Here is a 14,347-nt window from a genome sequence, read left to right as displayed (position 1 = left end):
GCACGGTCATCGATCGGTCGAGCCTTGCGCGGGTGTCCGGCGTGATCGTCCGGCCCGCCCTCCCGCAGGGTCCGGCGCGGTCGTCCAGCCGCCCGGCCGCCCGGCCGGAGCAGGACGGATCCGCGCCGGCGGCCTCCGGTCAGGGGCTGGACCGGCGCGGACAGCCACCTGGCAGGCCGGCAGCGTAGGAGCGCCACAAGTCTCGGTTATGAGTCCCTTAATTGGGTCGTTTGGGCTGGAACGGCACGTTGACGGCTCGCTATGGTCAGCCCGTTCCCACGTGGACGGACCGGCACTCACCCGCCTTGCCACCCTCGAAGGCCGGCCGTCCCGCGAGCGGCGGGGACGGGTACCTCTGCCCTGTGCCCGTCCCTGCCGCTCGCCCCCTTCCCCTCCGGAGGAACCGAGCGTGTCTCGACTCTTGCACCGTGTCGCCGTGACCGTTGCGGTCGCGGTCGTCGGCACGGGTGCGGCGATCGCCGGACCCGGCGCGATCGACGACCTGTTCGCAGAGAAGGGGCCGGCCGCAATCAGTCGCGTTCCGGCCGACAACCCTGAGCTCGGCCTGGTGTACTCGGGTCTGACGCCGGCGAAGAAGGGCCAGCCGTGCGTCGGCGGGTACCAGCTCACCGAGCGCGGCCAGTGCAGCCACGGCCCCGACGTCCCGCCGGCCGGTCTGACCGTCCGCGGCACCATCGCTCCGATCACGGCGGCCGGCCCGACCCAGGTCGTCCCTGAGTCGGACACGGCGGCCGCCCCGCTGGAACAGACTGTCACCGCCCAGGACGGATCGGTCTCCTCCGACAGCGGTTTCGCCCTGGTGCCGGAGGCCGCCGGCGACACCGCCGTGGGGTACACGATCGGCGCGGCGGGCGTGGCCTGCGACGGCGACGGGGTGGCCGGCAAGCGCGTGCAGGTGCTGTACGTGCGCGACGCCAACACGGCGAGCCGGTTCAACCAGTACCTGGAGAGCTTCCGCACCTGGAGCGCCGGCGTCGACGCGATCTACAACACGAGCGCCAAGGAGACCGGCGGCGAGCGGCACGTCCGCTTCGTGACGACCGCGGACTGCAAGGTCGACGTGCGCGAGGTCGAGCTGCCGGCGGGTGGCCTGAACACCTTCGACGCCACGATCAACGGGTTGAAGGCGCTCGGCTACAACCGCACCGACCGCAAGTACATGATCTTCGGCGAGTCGAAGGTGTACTGCGGCATCGGCACCTTCAACGGCGACACCCAGCCGGGCACGAACAACCGCAGCAACGGCGGTCCCGGCTACGGCCGCAGCGACTCCGGCTGCTGGGCGGCGAGCGTCGCCGCGCACGAGCTCGGGCACAACCTCGGCGCCGTGAACAACAACGCGCCGAACTCCAGCAAGGCCGGGCACTGCCTCGATGAGTACGACATCATGTGCTACAACGACTCGGGTGGTCTGAAGACGTCCGTCAGGACCGGTTGCACCGACAAGGCCGGTGAGAACCGGATGGACTGCAACCACGACGACTACTACAACACCAACCCGAGCCCCGGCAGCTACCTCGCGAACAACTGGAACGTGGCCAACAACCAGTTCCTGATCGCGGGCCCCGGCGGCACCACGCCTCCGCCGCCGTCACCCACGGCGTCGCCCACCCCCACGAAGACCGCGTCGCCGACCCCGACGAAGACCGTGTCGCCCACACCGTCGAAGTCGGTCACGCCGACGAAGACCGCGTCGCCCACGCCGACGCCGACGAAGCCGCCGACCGGGCTCAAGGAGCTGCGAGTCAGTGACACGACCGTCAACTCGGTGCGGCTGTCCTGGGACGCGGCCGCGGCCGGCAGCCGTTACGCGGTCGTCCTCAATGGACGTTCCATCGGCCAGGTCGGCTCGACCAACGTCCGGATCGTCGGTATGCGCCCCGACACCGACTATCAGATCGGGATTTCGCTCGCGCAGAACGGCACCCTGACCCCGTGGACCACGACCGTGAAGGTCCACACCGCCGCCGCACCGGCGCCGACGGCCGGCTCGTGGATGGTGTTCGGCAACAGCCTGACCGGCGGGGTGGCCGACGTGTTCGGTGCCCGCAGCGCGGCCGGCACGCCGATCATCATCTACCAGCGGCACGGCGGGGCGAACCAGCAGTGGAAGCTGGAGCCGGTGGCCGACGGCAGGTTCGTGGTCAAGTCCAAGGCGACCAACGCCTGCATCACCACCACGGGTGACAAGGACACCGCCGGTGCGACCCTGGTGCAGGGCGACTGTGCAAAGGCCTTGCAGTGGACGCTCACCAAGACCGAGTTCGGTGTCTCACTGCAGTCCGTGAGCGGCCTGGTCGTCGGGGTCAGCAACAACGAGTACTTCGGCAGCCGGCTGCTCGTCCTGCAGAAGCCGAGCGGCGCCAAGTACCAGAGCTGGATCCCGCAGCGCACGTGAACCAGTCCCCGACCGACCGCGGCCCGGCGTCCTTGTGGCGCCGGGCCGCGGCCTGCCTGAAGGCCGCCGCCCACGCGGCGACCGCCACCCTGACAACAACGACGGCCGCCAACGCGGCGACCGCGACCGCCAACGCAACGGCCGCCAACGCGGCGACCGCGATCGCCGACGCAACGGCCGCCGACGCGGCAACCGCGACCGCCGACGCAACGGCCGCCGACGCGGCAACCGCCGCCCGGACGACAAGCACAGCCGGCCGCGCGACGGTGGCCGCGGCGATCGTGGCCGGCGTGGTGTTCGGGACGGCGGCGCCGGCCGCGGCGCACGACGGCGTCATCCTCACGCTGCACGGCGACGGCCACGGCTCGGTGTGGGTGACCGCGACCTGGCAGGACGGCCACCCGGTCACCGAGGCGGCCGGCATCACGCTGCTGGCCACCACCGCCGACGGCCGCCGCCAGGGCCCCGCCGGGCTGCGCCGCAACGGTGACGCGCTCACGTTCGCGGGCACCCTCGACGCGGGCGACTGGACAGTCGTCGCCGAGATGGGCACCCCGGCGATCGGGCGCTGTCAGGGCGTGCTGCACGTGGCGGCCGACGGCGCGCCGCAGGACATCGTCTGCGCGCCGCCCCCGGCCGCGGCGACCCCGCCGCCGGCCACGACCACGCCCAAGACCTCGTACACCTGGGTCTGGTACGCCCTCGGCGTCGCCGCGCTCGCCGGGCTGGCCGCCTGGCTGTTCCACCGCAAGTCGATCGCGGCCCGGGCCGCCGCAAGGAGGACACCGAGCCGAAAGGCCTCCACCCGGAGGACGACCACGCGCCGGAAGTGACGCCCGGCACGCCCTCTTGACCGGTACAGCACCTCACCGTACTGTACCGGTATAGGCGCTGCACGAAGGCGGCGCCGGTTCAAGGAGGTCAGCCGTGTTCCCGTTCGCGATGATCGAGTCCCAGAACGCGATGGCCCACGAGGTGCGCAGCGCACTGCCCCACGCACCGGTGGTCGCGCCGCCGGCGCCGCTGCTGGGCGGACGGCGCCCCAGGGCCCGTCAGGTCCGCGCGGCCCTCGCCGCGTCGCTGCGCCGGGCCGCCGACGCGGTCGCCCCGGCCGCCGCATGCAGCCCGGCACGCTGAAGCGCGATATCGTCGTCGGGTCCCCGACGAATTGACGGCACGGGGACTCGCTCGACGGATGGCGGGAGGGTGCGATGGCACGGGTCACCTTGCAGACGATCGCCGATCAGGTCGGCGTGAGCCGGATGACCGTCTCCAATGCCTTCTCCCGGCCGGATCAGCTCTCCCCCACCCTGCGGGACAAGATCCTCGCGGTCGCGTCGGACCTGGGCTACGTGGGGCCGGACCCCGCGGCCCGGGCCCTGGCCCGCGGCACGACCGGCGCCGTCGGCGTCCTGCTCACCGAGTCACTGCGGTATGCGTTCAACGACGAGGTCGCCACCACGTTCCTCGGCGCGATCGCGGAGGAGCTCACCCCCACCGGCCTCGGCCTGACGCTGCTGACCGCCACCGCCCATGACGACGTCGTCCCCGCGCGGGACGTCGCGATGGACGGGGCGATGGTCTACTCCTGTGACCCGACCTCGTCGGCCATCGACTGGCTCATCCGCCGCCGGCTTCCCCTGGTCTTCATCGACCAGGTGCCGGCGGCCGGCATCCCGAGCGTCAACGTCGACGACCGGCTGGGCGCCCGCGCCGCCGCCGAGCACCTGGTCGGCCTCGGCCACCAGCGCGTCGCCATCATCACCGGCGGTGTCCGCCGCGCCGACGGGCTGGAGCCGGCCGGTGCCGTCGTCTCAGGTTCGGCCACGAACGAGGGCGGCGACTCCCAGGTCATCGACGGATACGTGGCACAGCAACGGATTCTGGGCTGGCTCGACGCGCTGACCCCGGCCGGCATCGATCCACCGGTCGTCCGGCTCGCGCACTGCACCCCGGAGGACGGCTACGACGGCGCCCGGCTCATCCTCGAGTCGGACCCACGGCCGACCGCGGTGCTGTGCTTCTCCGACGCCATCGCGCAGGGCGTCGTCCAGGCGGCGTACGACCTGGGCTTGCGGGTCCCCGAGGACCTGTCGGTGATCGGGTTCGACGACAGTCCCCTGGCCGCGCGGATGCGGCCGGCACTGACCACGGTCCGCCAGGACGTGCTGGCGAAGGGGCGTGCCGCGGCCGCCGCCCTGACCCGCGCGATCGCCGAGACCCGGGCCGGCACCGAAGTCACGGCCGACCACCTGCTGATCCCCACCGAACTGGTCGTCCGCGAAAGCACCGCACCCCCCGCCTGATCCGGCGCCCCGAACAGACGCGGGTCCCCGCGCGCCCGGAAAACGACGCGCCCGGAACGACGCGGGTCCCCGCGGCCGGAACAGCGCCGCAGGGACCCGGGATCGAGACCGTGCTCAGTGCACGAGGACCGGCACCTGCTCCTGGTCCGACGTGCTGTTCACGTCCGCCGGCGTGCGGCGGATGAACAGGATGACCAGCAGCGCGGCCACACCGAGCAGCACGGCACTGGCCGTGAAGGCCACGTTGTACCCGTGGATCGCCGCCTCCGCCTCAATGAGCGGCGACGCGGCGTGCGAGGTGAGGTAGCCGGTGACGGCCGTGGTGAAGATGGTGTTGAGCAGGGCCGTGCCGAGCGAGCCGCCGACCTGCTGGGTGGTGTTGACCAGCGCGCTGGCCACCCCGGCGTCGTGGTTCGCGACGCCGGTCAGGGCGACGCTGCTGAGCGGCACGAAGACCAGGCCCATGCCGAAGCTCATCGCGACGAACGCGGGCAGGATGTCCACGACGTAGTCGGACTGCAGGTCCAGGCGGGTCAGCCAGATCATCGCCGCGGTGCCGAGCAGGCCACCGACCGACATGATGACCCGGGGGCCGACGCGGGGCAGGAACCGGGCCGCGACGGTGGCCGCGGCGATGATGCCCACCGAGAACGGCAGGTAGGCGAAGCCGCTCTTGAGCGCCGAGTAGCCCATCGTCTGCTGCAGGTAGAAGGTCATGAACAGGAACATGCCGAGCATGCCCGCGCCGACCAGGATCGAGACCACGAACGAGGTGCCCCGGTTGCGGTCCCACAGGACCCGCAGCGGCAGCAGCGGGTGCTTGGCCCGCGACTCCCAGACGACGAACGCGGTGAGCAGGATGCCTGCGGCCACCAGCCAGGTGACCGTCACGCCGGCGCTCCAGCCGTCGGTGGCGGCCTTCGTGAAGCCGTACACGAGCGCAACCTGACCGGCAGTCGCCAGGATCGCGCCGGGGATGTCGTATCGGGTGTCCCCGGCGGCCTTGCTCTCCCGGACGACCGGCAGCGCCGCGACGAACGCGATGATCGCGATCGGGATGTTGACCAGCAGGGTCCAGCGCCAGTTGGCGTACTGGGTGAGCAGGCCGCCGGAGATGAGGCCGATCGCGGCGCCACCGCCGGAGATCGCGCCGAAGACGCCGAACGCCTTCGCCCGCTCCTTCGCCTCGGTGAAGGTCACCGTGATCAGGGACAGGGCGGCCGGAGCGAGGAGCGCGCCGAACGCGCCCTGCAAGCCACGTGCGGCGTAGAGGGTCTCGGCGTTGACCGCGGCGCCACCGAGTGCGGAGGCGCCGGCGAAGCCGAGCAGGCCCACCAGGAACGTGCGGCGGCGCCCGAAGAAGTCGGCGATGCGCCCGCCGAGCAGCAGCAGGCCACCGAAGGCCAGGGTGTACGCGGTGACGATCCACTGCCGGTCGGCGGTGGAGATGTGCAGGGCCTCCTGGGCCGAAGGCAGGGCGATGTTCACGACCGTGGCGTCGAGCACCACCATCAGCTGCGCGATGGCGATGACCGACAGCGCGAGCCAGCGTTTCGGGTCGACCGCAGCCGTGGCCGCCGCCGTGGCGGTGGCCGTTCCCCCCGAGTCGTTCGACATGAGCGTATGCCTCCCAAGGCATGGTTGATCGAGACCGCGTCCAGGTGGACGGACGGGTCTTGACAGCGCAAGCGTGTTGTGCGAAAAGGTCAGGCGGGCTGACGTAGGACGGGCAGCAGCACCCGGTCGACCATGCGGGTCGCGAACGACTCGTCGAGCGGGGCCTCACGCCACATGGTCCGGTTCAGCACCATGGCATGCAGGATCTCGTGCAGCAGCTCAGCGGTGGCGCAGTGCGGCAGTTCGCCACGCTCCACCGCGCGTCGCACGATGGTGTCGTACGCGGACTGCTTCGCCTCGTAGGCACAGCGGCGGATCGTCTCGGCCAGCTCCGGATTCCGGGTGGCCGCGGTCATCAGACCGGTCATGACGTCGCCGTCGGGACTGTTGGCGAAGCTGCACGCCGCGGTGAGCAGCGCCATCAGGTCGCCGCGCAGCGAACCGGTGTCCTGCGGCTCGAACGAGCCGCCGAACCGGTGCTCGAAGGCGTCCATCACCAGGTCGGGCTTGGTGGGCCAGCCCCGGTAGATGGTCGCCTTGCTGGCGCGGGCCCGCGCCGCCACGGCATCCATCGACATGCGGTCGTATCCGACCTCACCGAGCAGCTCGAAGACCGCTTCGCAGATCGCATCGCGACGACCGGGCTTCGGTGTGGGAGACATGACCACTTCCTAGATTGCAATGACCGGTTTCGCAAGCCCTGGATCGCAGGTGTACGGAACCGTTTCGTATCGAAACCCTACTCCCGACCGGCGCGAGTACGAAACCGTTCCGTACACCTCACCCTCGTGAACGACGTCACAGGGCGTTCCGGGAATGGCTTGCGGCTGGTCCGGCCTCGAGTGTTGCCTTTTCCACTGACGGCTCCGGGTGCACGCACGCTCAGTGCATATATCGTCAGGTCCATGACAGAGTTGTCGATCGAACGGCGCATGTGGAGCCTGTTCGAACCGGTCCACGCGGTCACCTACTTCGCCGACGACGCACTGCGCGCGTTCGAGTCGGCGGGCCTGCGCGGCTACTGGCGCGGGTACTTCGCCGGCCGCAGCGCCCCGCTCGGCGCCGTGCCGGCGGGTCCGGTGCTGGCCGCGTTCTACGGGTTCGCGCCGCGGATGGTCACCCGGGCGCTGCCGGACGTCTGGACCAGGATCACGCCCGAGGCGGCGCTGACCGCGCGGCTGGACGGGGCGCGGCGGGTCCTGCTCAAGGTGGACGCCGACCTCACCGAGGTCGCACGCCTCTTGCGGGCGGCGGCGGAGGCGGCCGACCTGCACGGCCGGGTGCTCGGCGCGGCCAACGCGATGCTGCCCTGGCCGGAGGACCCGGCGGGGGTGCTGTGGCAGGCGGCGACGATCCTGCGGGAGCACCGCGGCGACGGCCACGTCGCGGCGCTGCTCGTCCGGCAGCTCGACGGCGCGGAGTCCGTCGCGTGGCGGGTCGCCCTGCGCGACGGCGACGGCCGTGAGTTCTACCAGCCGGCGCGGGGCTGGACCGACGACGAGTGGGACGCCGCGACCGAACGGTTGCGCTCCCGCGGGTGGGTCGACGCCGACGGGAAGGCCACGGGTCCGGCCCGGGAGGCGTGCACGGCGATCGAGGCCACGACGGACGCGCTCGCGGCGACGCCGTGGCGGGTCCTGGGGACCGACGCCACGGCGCGTTGTGCGGAGCTGCTGCGACCGGTCGCGGTGCAGACGTCGCAGCTGTTGCGGCACCCGAACCCGATCGGGCTGCCGGCGCCCGCGTGACCTATGCGAGCTCGGGGTGCCGCTTGAGGTAGCCGGCGATGAACGGGCACTGCGGGACCACCCGCAGTCCCCGGTCCTTCACCGCGCTCAGGGCACCGGCGGCGAGCTTGCTGCCCAGACCCTTGCCCTCGTGCGCCTTGTCTACCTCGGTGTGGGTGAAGACGATCTCGTCCGGGTGCAGCCGGTAGTAGGCCGCACCCGCGAGCTCACCGTCGACCCGGAGCTCGAAGCGGTGCTGCTCCGGGCTGTCGACGACCTCGATGTCCACTCAGGACGCCTCTCCCCGAACGCCGGCGTGCGCCGCGGGGATGCTGCCGAGCCGACCGGCCTGGTAGTCCTCGAACGCCTGCACGACCTCGGCCTTGGTGTTCATGACGAACGGACCATACGCCACGACGGGCTCCCGGATCGGCTTACCGCCGAGGAACAGCACGTCCATCGTGGGGTGACGCGGGTCCTGCTTCGCGTCGGCGGTCACGGTGATGCTGTCGCCCTCGCCGAAGACGGCGAGCTGGCCCAGCTCCACCGGCCGACCCTTGGTCCCGACGGTGCCCTTGCCCGCCAGGGTGTACGCGAGGGCGTTGAAGTCCTGACGCCAGGGCAGCGTCAGCGACGCACCGGGCGAGATCGTCGCGTGGATCATGGTGATGGGCGTGTACGTGTTGCCGGGACCGGCGTGGCCGTCGAGCTCACCGGCGATGATCCGCACCAGCGAGCCGCCGTCGGGCGAGCTGAGCAGCGCCACCTGGCCGCCGCGGATGTCCTGGTAGCGCGGGGCGGCGAACTTGTCGGCCTTCGGCAGGTTCACCCACAGCTGGAAGCCGTGGAACAGGCCACCGCTGACGACGAGGTGCTCCGGCGGGGTCTCGATGTGCAGCAGGCCCGAGCCTGCGGTCATCCACTGGGTGTCACCGTCCCGGATGACGCCGCCACCACCGTTGGAATCGCTGTGCACGAACTCGCCGTCGATGATGTACGTGACGGTCTCGAACCCGCGGTGCGGGTGCCACGGGGTGCCCTTGGGCTCACCCGGCGCGTACTCCACCTCGCCCATCTGGTCCATGTGGATGAACGGGTCGAGCTTGCGCAGGTCGACGCCGGCGAACGCGCGGCGGACGGGGAAGCCCTCGCCCTCGAAGCCCTTCGGCGCCGTGGTCACGGACACCACCGGGCGGGGGCGCGCCGTCACCGGGTCCGGGGTGGACACGCGGGGCAGCGCAAGGACGTTGTCGACGGTGATCGCGGGCATCTGATGCCTCCAGGGCTGAGCGGTTGTCGCCTGCAGTAACGATACTTGCCGGGCAAGTATTCCGCAAGTCAACAATCTCCACTCAGCCCTGCTCAGGCCGCTACACCCGGGTGAAGCGCACCGCGTCCGCCCTCGCGCAGCCGGTGCCGGAGCCGGTCAGGGTGACCGCGGTGCCGGTGCCCGCGGGCAGCGCGAAGGTGCCCAGGTCGACCCAGCCGGACGGGCCGGCGGTGCCGTTGACGGTGGTCTGGGTGCCGGCGACGCTGAGTTTCGCCGCCGGGTCACTGTTGGCGGCCGTCACCCGGTAGTAGGAGACGCGGTAGGTGCCCGCCGCACGGAGGTTGGGGCGCCAGGTCGCCGTGTTGCCGGCGGTGCCGCAGGCCGCGTACCGGGTCGGCGAGCCCACGGTCCAGCCGGTCAGCGTCGACGTGGACCAGGTGCCCGTCTCGCTGTATCCGTACGCCGCCGGGCCGTCGTCATCGACGTAGTAGTCCTTCTGCCAGTACTTCACGTAGTCGAACTGGACGCTGGACGGCAACTTCGTCGCGTCGGGGACGCTGCCGTAGGCGATGCTGGTCAGCCAGATGCTCGTGTAGTCGTGCGTCCAGTCCGTCGGCAGGTAGGGCGCGGTGTACTTGAGCACGCCGTCGATGTAGAACTTCGTGCTGGTCTCGGACCAGTCGATGCCGTAGACGTGCCAGTCCCGGGAGTCGATCGCGGCGCTGGTGTAGGTGGTGCCGTAGGACTTCCCGGCCGAGACGCCGTTGCCCTTCCACGTGAGCACGCCGTGGTGGATCCGGGTCGGGGTCACCGAGTCGATCTCGAACCCGTCGATCTCGGTGCGCTGCGACGCGGGGTACGTGGTCGAGCCGTCGCCGGCCATCAGCCAGAAGGAGCTGTGCCAGCCGGCGCCGTCGTTGAGCTTCGCGCGGGTCTCGTAGTAGCCGTAGCGCAGCGTCTGCTTGCTGACCACGCCGCCGCCGGTGTAGTCCTTGCCGCCGTACGTCTCCTTCTTGAGGGCGATGTTCAGCGCGCCGCCGCTGACGGAGACGTTCTGCGGGCGCTGGGTGCTGTACGCCTTCGAGTCGGTGCGGTAGTTCCATTTCGCGGTGTCGACCGCGGAGCCGTTGAACTCGTCGGCGAAGACGAGCGTGTAGCCGGTGCCGGCCGGGTCGGCGTGGGCGTCCACCGCGGGGATGAGCGCGGCGGCAGGGGCCAGCAACAGGATCGTGAGCAGGCGGCGCATCAGTTCCTCCCGTAGTACAGGCGAAGGTTGGTGAGGTCGACGAGATACAGCACGTCGACCCCGGCGGTGGTGCGCTCGACGGCGAAGCGCTGCACGGGGATGCCGGGCGCGACCGCGGCGGCGGTCCACGCGGTGCCGGTCTTCGTGGCGACGTACATCGCTCCGGCGTCGGTGGCGTAGTAGACGCGCTTCTGTTCGGTCGGGTGCCAGGTGATGTCGATCGCGGCGGTCGTCTGCGTGGCGGAGTAGACAGTGTCGCGGACCCAGGTCGTGCCTGAGACGTACGCGTAGCGCACCATGAAGTTCGTCCCGCTCCGGTACCGGTACGCCACCTTGGGGCTGGTGCCGTCGACGGTGAGCTTGGCGCTCTGCACGGCGGGTCCCGTCCCGTCGTTGCCCTGGTACACCTCGCCGGCCTCGATCGGCTGGATGACGTCGGCGGTGGCGGTGCTGACGGGCACGGTCACCGCCGCCCCGGTGTGATCGGCGAACGTGTTGCTCGACGGCCGGTAGAGCAGGTAGCTGAGCTGGTGGCGGAACGCGGTCGCCGGATACAGCCCCCACTCCCACAGGATGTGCAGGTTGCCGGCGGCGTCGAACTGCAGGTCGTCGGGGTAGACGGCCCGGTTGGCGGACTCGGCGAACACGGCGATCCGGGTCCACGTGGCGGCGGCGTTGTTCCACCGGTAGAGCCGGCCGGAGCGGGCGGTGCCGCCGTCGAGCCGGGCGATGAGGTACAGGTCGCCGTTCGGCGCCGTGGTCAGGACCGGATACGTGACGCCGATCCCCTGGTCCGGCAGGTCGGCGGCGTGGTTGGTGGGCGCGCCGCCGACGGTGTCGGAGCGGAAGTACCGCCAGGCGTTGTTGTGCATGCTGGCCAGCACGTGGAACCGGCCGCTGCCGTCCCGCGCGATCGACGGCTGGTTGTGTCCGACGTCGTCGGTGTACTCGGCCTGGGCCGCGCCGTTCATGACGGGCAGCTTCGTCCAGCCGCCGGCCGTGTCGCGGCGGGCGATGGCGACCCGGTGCGTGCCGGCGGACGAGCCGGGCTCGTTGAACGCCAGATACGCGTAGTCGTTGCCGGGGGTGTAGGTGTCCAGCGGCGACCACCAGGCCGCCTGGTTGGAACTGTCGATGGGGTACGGCACCAGGGTGACGGTTGCCGGGGCGGCGTGCACGGCGGTTGCGGGCACGGTGACGAGGGCCGTCGCCATGGCGGTGGCGGCGACCAGGACGGCTCTGTTCATCTGTCCCCTCCTCAGGGGCTTGCTCAGGTCGTGCGTCGGGCCGTTCTCAGGACCTCCAGGAGCGGTGGCAGGCCGCCGTCACGGGTGACGGCGCCGCCGACCCCCAGCGCTCGCGCGCCGGAGGCCAGGTATTCGGGTGCGTTGTGGGCGCCGATGCCGCCGGTGGCGACGAACTTCGCCTCGGGAAACGGGCCACGCAGCTCGCGCAGCCAGCCCGGGCCGAGCGAGCCGGCCGGGAATGCCTTGAGCCAGTCGCAGCCGGCCTTCAGCGCGTGATGCACCTCGGACGCCGTCGCGACGCCCGGCAGGTGCGGCAGGCCGGCCTCGTGGCTGGCCCGCACGACGTCGAGGTCGAGGCCGGGCGCGACGGTGAAGACCGCGCCGGCCTCGGCGGCCGTGGCGACCTGCTCCGGACTGCGGACCGTGCCGGCGCCGACCGGGTGCCCGTGCCCGGCGAGGGCCCGCAGGCACTCGACGGCCTCGGGGCTCTGGATCGGCACCTCGACGATGCCGAGGCCGCTGTCCCAGACGGCGCGGGCGATCTCCAGGGCGCGCGGGACCGGTACCCCCCGCAGGATCGCCACCAGCGGGCGGCCGTCGAGCAGTTCGTCGAACGTCATTGCGGTTCCCCCAGGGGTCTCAGGCCGAGCCGGGCCCGCGGGCCGGCCCGGAGCAGGGCGGCGGCCTGGACCGCGGTGGCGCCGCCGTCGAGCACGATCTCGGTGCCGGTGAGCATCGCCGCGCCGTCGGACACCGCGAACGCGACGGCCGCGGCGACGTCGGCGGGCGCGCCGAGCCGGCGCAGCGGATGGGATTCGCGCTGCCGCTCGCGGTCGGCGTCGCCGTCGAGGCGTTCCTCGGTGGCGGGGGTGCGGATCCAGCCGGGTGCGACGGTGACCGCGCGGATGCCGTGCCGCCCGTAGTCGACGGCGACCTGCCGGGTGAAGGCGGTCAGTCCGGCCTTGGCGGCGGCGTACGCGGGCAGGCCCGGCCCGAACGATCCACTGTGGATGGATCCGATGGTGACCACGACGCCCCGGCCGGCCGCCATCATGCCGGGCAGGGCGTGCTTGACGGCGAGGAACGCGGCGGTGAGGTTGGCGTCCAGGACCGTGTGCCAGTCGCCCAGCGTGGTCTCGTGCGCAGGTGCGCCGGCGGTCAGGCCGGCGCAGGTGACGAGCGCGGTGACCGGCCCGAGTGCGGCGAAGGTGGCGGCCACGGCCGGTTCGTCGAGGAGGTCCACCGGTTCGACGCCCGCTCGACCGCCCGGCTTCGGGAGCTGCCGGAAGGGCGTGACAGCCCGGTCGAGGCCGGTGACGTCCCAGCCGTCGGCGCGCAACCGTTGCGCGACGGCGGATCCGATGCCGCCGGCCGCACCGGTGACCACGGCTCGTTCAGACACGGCACACCTCGTCGTGAGCGACAGGGTCCCCGCCGGCCCTGGCGTCTGTTTCATAAGGGATGGCCGGGCTGCGGCGGGCCCAGACGCCGACCCCCCTTATGAAACAGACGCTGGTGGGCTTCACTTGATGAGGGCGTTCATCCGGTCGCGGGCGGAGGTGAGGGCTTCCTTGGGGTTCTTCTTGCCGATGAGGATCGACTGGACCTCTTCGGCGAGGACCTTCTCCATCTGGGAGAACTGCGGGTAGACCCAGAACGGGCTGGCGCTGGAGTTCGCGCCGATCTGACTGGTGAAGTCGGTGGCGAACTTGTCGTTCTTCACCGCGGCGTCGGCGAGGCCGGCGTTGGTGGTGGGCGGCAGACCCGTCTTCTTGAACCAGTCCACGTTGTATCCGGCGTCGGTGGTGACGGTCTTGGCGTAGTTCGCCGCCGCGGACGCGCCAGCGCCGTTCATCACCGCGATGACCTGGCCCCAGGCGAGGTGCCGCGGCTTGTCGCCGCTGTTCTTGACCGGGCGGGCGACGGGGACCATCTTCGCGGCCAGGTCCTTGTCCGGGGAGGACTTCGTGACGGCTGCGCGTCCGCCGATGGCGTCCTCGTAGAAGGCGGTCTTGCCCTGGGACATGAGGGCGCGGGCGTCGACGCGGTTGACGTCGGGGGCGATGAGTTTCTGGTCGTAGAGCTTCTTGTACCAGGTGAGCGCCTCGACGCTGCCGTCGTCGCCGATGACGACCTTGTTGTCCTGCACGATCGGGGACCCGAACTCCCACATCCACGGGATGATGTCCTTGAGCTGGTCCACCTTGGTCATCCCCGCCCACGGCACGATCCCGCCGCCGAGGCCCTTGACCGCGGTGAGCGCGGCCTCGAACTCCGCGACCGTCTTCGGCGGGCTGGTGACACCGGCCCTGGTGAGCAGTTCGGTGTTGCTGATCAGGCCGATCCCGGCGAACGTCCACGGCAGCCCGTACTGCTTGCCGCCGGACTGGCCCAGAGCGAGGGCGGCCGGGGTGTAGTCCAGGCCGGTGGCGACGCTCTTGAGGTCCAGGAGCTTGCCGGTGGCGGCGAGGGTGGCCAGCCACGCCACGTCCAGCTGCACCGCACCGGTCAACTG

Annotated in this window: 14 protein-coding genes; 5 read left to right on the top strand and 9 right to left on the bottom strand. The window is 71.4% G+C overall.

The window, feature by feature from the left end; genetic code table 11:
- Positions 1 to 436: 436 nt before the first annotated feature.
- From ACFPIJ_RS20900 to ACFPIJ_RS20885, 4 genes are all read left to right on the top strand, one after another.
- On the top strand, positions 437 to 2,419 hold the full coding sequence (locus tag ACFPIJ_RS20900; protein WP_380116854.1) for an RICIN domain-containing protein: 1,983 nt from the start codon (positions 437 to 439) through the stop codon (positions 2,417 to 2,419).
- Positions 2,416 to 3,252, top strand: coding sequence for a hypothetical protein (locus tag ACFPIJ_RS20895; protein ID WP_380116853.1), 837 nt, complete (start codon positions 2,416 to 2,418; stop codon positions 3,250 to 3,252). The genes ACFPIJ_RS20900 and ACFPIJ_RS20895 overlap by 4 nt, the downstream gene beginning before the upstream one ends.
- Before the next feature lie 94 nt (positions 3,253 to 3,346).
- Positions 3,347 to 3,556 carry a hypothetical protein gene (locus ACFPIJ_RS20890; RefSeq protein ID WP_380116852.1) on the top strand — a complete coding sequence of 70 codons (210 nt, stop codon included), beginning with the start codon at positions 3,347 to 3,349 and terminating at the stop codon, positions 3,554 to 3,556.
- A 74-nt stretch (positions 3,557 to 3,630) separates the two neighbouring features.
- Positions 3,631 to 4,725, top strand: coding sequence for a LacI family DNA-binding transcriptional regulator (locus ACFPIJ_RS20885; protein WP_380116851.1), 1,095 nt, complete (start codon positions 3,631 to 3,633; stop codon positions 4,723 to 4,725).
- A 114-nt stretch (positions 4,726 to 4,839) separates the two neighbouring features.
- Here the strand turns inward: ACFPIJ_RS20885 and ACFPIJ_RS20880 are convergent, their stop codons facing one another.
- Together ACFPIJ_RS20880 and ACFPIJ_RS20875 are read right to left on the bottom strand one after the other, a co-directional pair.
- Positions 4,840 to 6,342, bottom strand: coding sequence for an MFS transporter (locus tag ACFPIJ_RS20880; RefSeq protein WP_380116850.1), 1,503 nt, complete (start codon positions 6,340 to 6,342; stop codon positions 4,840 to 4,842).
- A gap of 89 nt (positions 6,343 to 6,431) precedes the next feature.
- The gene (locus ACFPIJ_RS20875; protein WP_380116849.1) at positions 6,432 to 7,004 is read right to left on the bottom strand and encodes a TetR/AcrR family transcriptional regulator; all 573 of its coding nucleotides are present in this window, start codon (positions 7,002 to 7,004) and stop codon (positions 6,432 to 6,434) included.
- Positions 7,005 to 7,247: 243 nt separating this feature from the next.
- Between ACFPIJ_RS20875 and ACFPIJ_RS20870 the strand changes: the two genes are divergently transcribed.
- A complete protein-coding gene (locus tag ACFPIJ_RS20870) occupies positions 7,248 to 8,090 on the top strand; it encodes an SCO6745 family protein (RefSeq protein WP_417323603.1) in 843 nt (280 codons plus the stop codon).
- A gap of 1 nt (position 8,091) precedes the next feature.
- On the opposite strand, the gene ACFPIJ_RS20865 is transcribed toward ACFPIJ_RS20870, so the two are convergent.
- The 7 genes from ACFPIJ_RS20865 to ACFPIJ_RS20835 all read right to left on the bottom strand — a co-directional run.
- Positions 8,092 to 8,358, bottom strand: a complete 267-nt coding sequence (locus ACFPIJ_RS20865) for a GNAT family N-acetyltransferase (protein WP_380116848.1) — start codon at positions 8,356 to 8,358, stop codon at positions 8,092 to 8,094.
- Positions 8,359 to 9,339 carry a pirin family protein gene (locus tag ACFPIJ_RS20860; RefSeq protein ID WP_380116847.1) on the bottom strand — a complete coding sequence of 327 codons (981 nt, stop codon included), beginning with the start codon at positions 9,337 to 9,339 and terminating at the stop codon, positions 8,359 to 8,361.
- Between the two features lie 100 nt (positions 9,340 to 9,439).
- The gene (locus ACFPIJ_RS20855; RefSeq protein ID WP_380116846.1) at positions 9,440 to 10,585 is read right to left on the bottom strand and encodes a golvesin C-terminal-like domain-containing protein; all 1,146 of its coding nucleotides are present in this window, start codon (positions 10,583 to 10,585) and stop codon (positions 9,440 to 9,442) included.
- The gene (locus tag ACFPIJ_RS20850; protein WP_380116845.1) at positions 10,585 to 11,832 is read right to left on the bottom strand and encodes a BNR-4 repeat-containing protein; all 1,248 of its coding nucleotides are present in this window, start codon (positions 11,830 to 11,832) and stop codon (positions 10,585 to 10,587) included. The genes ACFPIJ_RS20855 and ACFPIJ_RS20850 overlap by 1 nt, the downstream gene beginning before the upstream one ends.
- 23 nt (positions 11,833 to 11,855) lie before the next feature.
- Positions 11,856 to 12,452 (bottom strand): bifunctional 4-hydroxy-2-oxoglutarate aldolase/2-dehydro-3-deoxy-phosphogluconate aldolase, encoded by a 597-nt coding sequence (locus ACFPIJ_RS20845; protein ID WP_380116844.1) that lies wholly within the window; start codon positions 12,450 to 12,452, stop codon positions 11,856 to 11,858.
- Positions 12,449 to 13,234: an SDR family NAD(P)-dependent oxidoreductase gene (locus ACFPIJ_RS20840; protein ID WP_380116843.1), complete on the bottom strand. Its 786-nt coding sequence runs from the start codon at positions 13,232 to 13,234 to the stop codon at positions 12,449 to 12,451. Before ACFPIJ_RS20840 ends, ACFPIJ_RS20845 begins: the two co-directional genes overlap by 4 nt.
- A gap of 120 nt (positions 13,235 to 13,354) precedes the next feature.
- The coding region (locus tag ACFPIJ_RS20835) for an extracellular solute-binding protein (protein ID WP_380116842.1) at positions 13,355 to 14,347 on the bottom strand (993 nt) is incomplete at its 5' end.

The sequence above is a fragment of the Dactylosporangium cerinum genome (assembly GCF_042653625.1).
GTDB classification, from domain to species: domain Bacteria; phylum Actinomycetota; class Actinomycetes; order Mycobacteriales; family Micromonosporaceae; genus Dactylosporangium; species Dactylosporangium cerinum.
Note: the sequence above shows the minus strand (reverse complement) of the source record. Positions and strands in the feature narration are given on the sequence as shown.

Excerpts from the sequence above, each read along its gene's own strand:
- ACFPIJ_RS20875 (WP_380116849.1), bottom strand. The coding sequence starts at position 7,004 with ATGTCTCCCACACCGAAGCCCGGTCGTCGCGATGCGATCTGCGAAGCG.
- ACFPIJ_RS20885 (WP_380116851.1), top strand. The coding sequence starts at position 3,631 with ATGGCACGGGTCACCTTGCAGACGATCGCCGATCAGGTCGGCGTGAGC.
- ACFPIJ_RS20880 (WP_380116850.1), bottom strand. The coding sequence starts at position 6,342 with ATGTCGAACGACTCGGGGGGAACGGCCACCGCCACGGCGGCGGCCACG.
- ACFPIJ_RS20860 (WP_380116847.1), bottom strand. The coding sequence starts at position 9,339 with ATGCCCGCGATCACCGTCGACAACGTCCTTGCGCTGCCCCGCGTGTCC.
- ACFPIJ_RS20850 (WP_380116845.1), bottom strand. The coding sequence starts at position 11,832 with ATGAACAGAGCCGTCCTGGTCGCCGCCACCGCCATGGCGACGGCCCTC.
- ACFPIJ_RS20855 (WP_380116846.1), bottom strand. The coding sequence starts at position 10,585 with ATGCGCCGCCTGCTCACGATCCTGTTGCTGGCCCCTGCCGCCGCGCTC.
- ACFPIJ_RS20845 (WP_380116844.1), bottom strand. The coding sequence starts at position 12,452 with ATGACGTTCGACGAACTGCTCGACGGCCGCCCGCTGGTGGCGATCCTG.
- ACFPIJ_RS20870 (WP_417323603.1), top strand. The coding sequence starts at position 7,248 with ATGACAGAGTTGTCGATCGAACGGCGCATGTGGAGCCTGTTCGAACCG.